Genomic DNA, 5,316 nt, shown 5'->3' with positions numbered 1-5,316 from the left:
CTGAAAATTCGTTACATATATTTACATCTATGATCGAAAAAACAATTGCCAATCGACTCCAGCCTCGATGGGACAAGGGATCCCTCGTTTAATTATTGTGAAGCAACTGAGGGCTCACAAACCCTGACCTATAATGCCAGGTAAGTCCTGCCCTGGGGGAATCTTCTGCCAAGGGGTAGGGATGCTTCGTTCCTTGTCGCAAGAGAGGAGTTCTTGATGACAACTACGCCAAAGGAGCGAGAGCCGAAGGTCAAGGTGTCGGTTGACGTGGATCCGGTTCCCACCTCATTTGAGAAATGGGCCAAGCCGGGGCACTTCGACCGCAGCCTATCCCGTGGCCCCAAGACCACGACCTGGATCTGGAACCTCCATGCTCTTGCTCATGACTTCGACAGTCACACCAGCGACTTAGAAGACGTCTCTCGTAAGATCTTTTCCGCTCACTTCGGCCACTTGGCAGTGGTTTTCGTCTGGCTGAGCGGCATGTACTACCACGGAGCTCAGTTCTCCAACTATTCTGCTTGGCTGGCGGATCCGATCAACGTCAAGCCCAGCGCCCAAGTGGTCTGGCCCATCTTCGGCCAAGAGATCCTGAATGGGGATGTGGGCGGCGGCTTCGAAGGGATCCGCATTACTTCTGGTCTATTTCACCTCTGGCGAGCTGCCGGCATCACCAATGAGTTTCAACTCCTCTGCACCGCCATCGGTGGCTTGGTGATGGCCGGGCTGTGCCTGTTTGCCGGCTGGTTCCACTACCACAAGCGGGCTCCCAAGCTGGAGTGGTTCCAAAATGTGGAATCGATGCTCAACCACCACCTGGCGGGCCTGCTGGGGCTGGGTTCTTTGGCCTGGGCTGGTCACCAAATCCACGTGTCCATTCCCATCAACAAGATGTTGGATGCGGGCGTGCCGGCGGATCAGGTGCCCTTGCCCCACGAGTTCATCCTCAACCCGGCCCTGATGAAGGAGATGTTCCCCAGCGTGGATTGGGGCATCTTCAGCGGGGTGGTGCCCTTCTTTACCTTGGATTGGGGCAAGTACGCGGAGTTTCTCACCTTCAAGGGTGGCCTGGATCCGCAGAACGGTGCCCTCTGGCTAACCGACCAAGCCCACCACCACTTGGCCATTGCCGTGCTCTTTATCGTGGCCGGCCACATGTACCGCACCAACTGGGGCATCGGCCACTCCATTAAAGAGATCCTGGAAGCCCACAAGGGCCCCTTCACCGGCGAAGGCCACAAGGGCCTCTACGAAGTGCTCACCACCTCTTGGCATGCCCAGCTGGCCATCAACCTGGCCATGGTGGGATCCCTGAGCATCATCGTGGCCCAGCACATGTACGCCATGAACCCCTACCCCTACATGGGCATCGACTACGCCACCCAGATCTCCCTGTTTACCCACCACATGTGGATAGGCGGCTTCTTCGTGGTGGGGGGTGCTGCCCACGGGGCCATTTACATGGTGCGGGACTACGACCCGGCGGTGAACCGCAACAACGTGTTGGATCGGGTATTGCGCCACCGCGACGCCATCATCAGCCACCTCAACTGGGTGTGTCTGTTCTTGGGCTTCCACGCCTTTGGCTTCTACGTCCACAACGACACGATGCAAGCCCTGGGCCGTCCGCAGGACATGTTCTCGGACACCGGCATCCAACTGCAGCCCATCTTTGCCCAGTGGATTCAGTCGCTGCACACTTCGGCCATTGCCAGCACGGCTCCCTATGTGGGCGCTTCGGTTAGCCCCATCTTTGGCGGCGACGTGGTAGCTGTGGGCGGCAAGGTCTCCATGATGCCCATGGTGCTGGGCACGGCGGACTTCATGGTGCACCACATCCACGCCATGACCATCCACATTACGGTGCTGATCCTGCTCAAGGGGGTGTTGTTTGCCCGCTCTTCCCGGTTGATCCCGGACAAAGGCAAATTGGGCTTCCGCTTCCCCTGCGATGGCCCGGGCCGCGGCGGCACCTGCCAGGTCTCCGGCTGGGATCACGTGTTCCTGGGGCTGTTCTGGATGTACAACTGCATCTCCATCGTGATCTTCCACTTCAGCTGGAAGATGCAGAGCGACATCTGGGGCACCGTCAACGCCGATGGCACGATTGAGCACATCACCGGCGGCAACTTTGCGGCCAGCGCCATTAACATCAACGGCTGGTTGCGGGACTTCCTGTGGGCGCAATCGGTGCAGGTGATCAACTCCTACGGCTCGGCTCTGTCGGCTTATGGGCTGCTCTTCTTGGGCGCTCACTTTGTCTGGGCCTTCAGCCTGATGTTCCTGTTCAGCGGTCGCGGCTACTGGCAGGAGCTGATTGAGTCCATCGTTTGGGCCCACAACAAGCTAAAAGTCGCTCCGGCCATTCAACCCCGCGCTCTGAGCATCATTCAGGGTCGGGCGGTCGGTGTGGCCCACTACCTGTTGGGAGGGATCGTCACCACCTGGGCGTTCTTCCTGGCACGGTTCGGCGCACTCGGCTAAGGCAAGGAGGAAGAGAGAATCATGACAACTGCAACTCGTTTTCCCCAATTCAGCCAAGACCTGGCCAGCGATCCCACCACGCGTCGGCTGTGGTATGGCATTGCCACCGCCCACGACTTCGAGACCCACGATGGCATGACGGAGGAGCGGCTTTACCAAAAGCTGTTCGCCACCCACTTTGGCCATCTGGCAATCATCTTCCTGTGGGCCTCCGGCAACGTCTTCCACATCGCCTGGCAAGGCAACTATGAGCAATGGGTAGCCAACCCCACGGGTGTCACCCCCATCGCCCACGCCATCTGGGATCCCCACTTTGGCAAGGCAGCGGTGGAAGCCTTTACCCAACCCGGGGGCGGCGGCCCCGTCAACGCGGCCTACTCTGGCCTGTACTATTGGTTCAACACCATTGGCCTGCGCACCAACGGCGATCTCTACACCGGTGCCATTGGCCTGCTGTTGTTGGCGGCAGTGTTTCTGTTTGCCGGCTGGCTGCACCTGCAGCCCCGCTTCCGGCCTAGCCTGAGCTGGTTCAAGAACGCTGAAGCCCGTCTCAACCACCACCTGGCCGGCTTGTTTGGGGTCAGTTCCCTGGCTTGGACTGGTCACCTGGTACACGTCGCCATCCCCGAGTCCCGCGGGCAGCACGTAGGCTGGGACAACTTCCTTACCACTCTGCCCCACCCGGCAGGTCTGAAGCCCTTCTTTACCCTCAACTGGGGGGTGTATGCCCAGAACCCGGACACGGCCAACCATGTCTGGGGCACGGCAGAAGGGGCGGGCACGGCCATCCTCACTTTCTTGGGTGGCTTTAACCCCAACACCCAGTCCCTGTGGCTGACGGACATGGCCCACCACCACCTGGCCATCGCGGTGATCTTCATCGTGGCCGGCCACATGTACCGCACCAACTGGGGCATTGGCCATAGCATCCGGGAGATCCTTGGCGCCCACAACCCCCCCAAGGGCACTCCCTTCGGAGGCCTGCTGGGAGAAGGCCACAAAGGTCTCTACGACACGGTCAACAACTCCCTGCACTTCCAGTTGGCTCTGGCCTTGGCCTGTCTGGGGGTGGTGACCTCGCTGGTGGCGCAGCACATGTACGCCCTCAACCCCTACGTGTTCATGTCCATGGATCACACCACGGAGGCGGCTCTCTACACCCATCACCAGTACATTGCTGGCTTCTTGATGGTGGGGGCGTTTGCCCACGGGGCCATCTTCCTGGTGCGGGACTACGATCCTGAGGCCAACAAGAACAACGTGCTGGCGCGGGTGCTGGATCACAAGGAAGCGATTATCTCCCACCTCAGCTGGGTATCGCTGTTCCTGGGCTTCCACACCCTGGGGCTGTACGTCCACAACGACGTCATGCAGGCCTTCGGCACGCCGGAGAAGCAGATCTTGATCGAGCCGGTGTTTGCTCAGTTCATCCAGGCCTCTCACGGCAAGATGATCTACGGCATGGATGTGTTGTTGTCCAACCCCGACAGCCTTGCTTCTACCGCTTGGCCCAACTACGGCAACGTGTGGCTGCCGGGCTGGCTGCAGGCCATCAACGATCCCAATGGATCCCTGTTCCTGCCCATTGGCCCGGGTGACTTCCTGGTGCACCACGCCATTGCGCTGGGCTTGCACACCACCACCTTGATCTTGGTCAAGGGGGCGTTGGATGCCCGCGGCTCTAAGCTGATGCCGGACAAGAAGGACTTTGGCTACAGCTTCCCCTGCGATGGCCCGGGTCGAGGCGGCACCTGCGACATCTCCGCCTGGGATGCCTTCTACCTGGCCATGTTCTGGATGCTGAACACCATCGGCTGGGTTACCTTCTACTGGCACTGGAAGCAGCTTGGGGTTTGGAGCGGCAACACTGCCCAGTTCAACGAGAACTCCACCTACCTGATGGGCTGGCTGCGGGATTACCTCTGGGCCAACTCCGCCCAGTTGATCAACGGCTACAACCCCTACGGGATGAATAACCTGGCGGTTTGGGCCTGGATGTTCCTGTTCGGCCACCTGGTGTGGGCAACCGGGTTCATGTTCTTGATCTCCTGGCGCGGCTACTGGCAAGAGCTGATCGAGACCTTGGTGTGGGCGCATGAGCGCACTCCCTTGGCCAAGCTGATCCGCTGGAAAGACAAGCCGGTGGCCATGTCGATTGTCCAAGGTCGTCTGGTGGGTCTGGCTCACTTCACGGTGGGTTACGTGTTGACCTATGCGGCCTTTGTTATCGCCTCGACAGCCTCTCAGTCGGGGTAGCAAGCCCATAACCTGCTGAATAGGGATCCCTCGGCTGGTCCAGGGATCCCTTTTTTGTGAGTTGGTAGAGTGGTGATATGAAGTTTAGGGTCTGATGGGTTTGGTCGATGACTCTAGCTGCCCGATTGGATCCCTATATCAGGCGATATACCTTTGAGGAGTTTCATCGACTGATTGAGTCTGGACAGATTGAAGAGCCCAATCAGTTGGAGCTGATTGACGGGCTCCTGGTTCAAAAGATGACGAAAGGGGAGAGGCACGCCGCCTACTGTAGCCGCCTGTACCGACTGTTGGTGGGCCTTGTGCAGGAGCAAGCTATTGTGCGCACCCAGGATCCGGTGCAACTGCCCCCCAATCACGAGCCAGAGCCCGACTTTGCCATTGTGCGCTTTCAGCAGGATGAGTACCGCTCTCGGCATCCTCAGCCCGAAGACATCTATCTCATCATCGAAGTGGCTGATTCTTCCCTTACCTATGATCGGGAAGTCAAACTCGGACTCTACGCCAAAGCCGGGATCCCCAACTACTGGATCTTGAACTTGCAAGAGAACTGCCTAGAGACGTACAGCTTGCCAA

General features: G+C 59.0%; 3 protein-coding genes. All 3 read left to right on the top strand.

The features are described from left to right. The first annotated feature begins 216 nt into the window (after nt 1-216). The gene (gene psaA / locus NW820_RS09630) at nt 217-2,484 is read left to right on the top strand and encodes a photosystem I core protein PsaA (protein WP_414407365.1); all 2,268 of its coding nucleotides are present in this window, start codon (nt 217-219) and stop codon (nt 2,482-2,484) included. Between the two features lie 21 nt (nt 2,485-2,505). Further along, nucleotides 2,506-4,740 carry a photosystem I core protein PsaB gene (gene psaB, locus NW820_RS09625; protein WP_414332634.1) on the top strand — a complete coding sequence of 745 codons (2,235 nt, stop codon included), beginning with the start codon at nt 2,506-2,508 and terminating at the stop codon, nt 4,738-4,740. Nucleotides 4,741-4,847: 107 nt separating this feature from the next. Beyond that, nucleotides 4,848-5,316, top strand: a 469-nt coding sequence (locus NW820_RS09620) for a Uma2 family endonuclease (RefSeq protein WP_414407364.1), incomplete at its 3' end; no start/stop codon positions are given.

This window comes from Synechococcus sp. R55.7, from assembly GCF_047461955.1.
GTDB lineage: Bacteria > Cyanobacteriota > Cyanobacteriia > Thermostichales > Thermostichaceae > Thermostichus.
The sequence above is the reverse complement of the archived record's forward strand: the minus strand, read 5'-3'. Positions and strand labels throughout refer to the sequence as shown.